The organism is Mycobacterium angelicum, from assembly GCF_002086155.1.
Classification (GTDB): Bacteria; Actinomycetota; Actinomycetes; order Mycobacteriales; family Mycobacteriaceae; genus Mycobacterium; species Mycobacterium angelicum.
The window spans coordinates 1-218 of record NZ_MVHE01000451.1 but is presented as its reverse complement, the minus strand read 5'-3'; the positions used below and the strand labels follow the sequence as shown (position 1 = coordinate 218).

At 62.8% G+C, this 218-nt stretch carries 1 pseudogene; it reads right to left on the bottom strand.

What is annotated here, in order from left to right:
- A pseudogene (locus tag BST12_RS30225) lies at positions 1–218 on the bottom strand (glycogen debranching enzyme); the annotation flags it as partial.

Below are 218 nucleotides of genomic sequence, written 5' to 3'. Positions count from 1 at the left end.
TACGGGGTGCGCGGCGACCGGTCGTATGCCCAGTCGAAGAACGGATTGATCACGACGCTGGTCATAGTGTGGCCCAGCGAGTCGACCATCGGGGGAGTGCTGTCCGGGTCGACGGCGTTGACGTCATAGGAATACAGCGCCTGCCCGAAGGTGAAATCGCCGTGGAACGACTTCCCATACGGGTCGAGCAGCAGCTTGCTGGGGTCACACCGATGGCC